General features: G+C 58.1%; 1 pseudogene. It reads left to right on the top strand.

Going from position 1 to position 246, the window contains the following annotated elements:
* Window positions 1-246, top strand: a pseudogene (locus SB753_RS40185) (aliphatic nitrilase); the annotation flags it as partial.

Here is a 246-nt window from a genome sequence, read left to right as displayed (position 1 = left end):
CGCCTTCGTTGTCAACGCGACAGCGTGGCTGACTCCCGAACAACAGCAGCAGATTCTGAAAGATACCAATACCACCCAGGTGGGCCCGATCTCGAGCGGCTGTTTCACTGCAATCGTTTCGCCCGACGGTGAATACATGGGCGGAGCGCCGCTGCGCGAAGGAGAGGGCGAGATCATTGCAGACCTCGATTTCTGGCAGATCGACAAGCGCAAACGCTTGATGGATTCGCGTGGCCATTACAGCCG

It is taken from the genome of Paraburkholderia sp. SIMBA_053 (assembly GCF_046534895.1).
In the GTDB taxonomy this organism is placed as follows: Bacteria; Pseudomonadota; Gammaproteobacteria; order Burkholderiales; family Burkholderiaceae; genus Paraburkholderia; species Paraburkholderia caledonica.
Note: the sequence above shows the minus strand (reverse complement) of the source record. Positions and strands in the feature narration are given on the sequence as shown.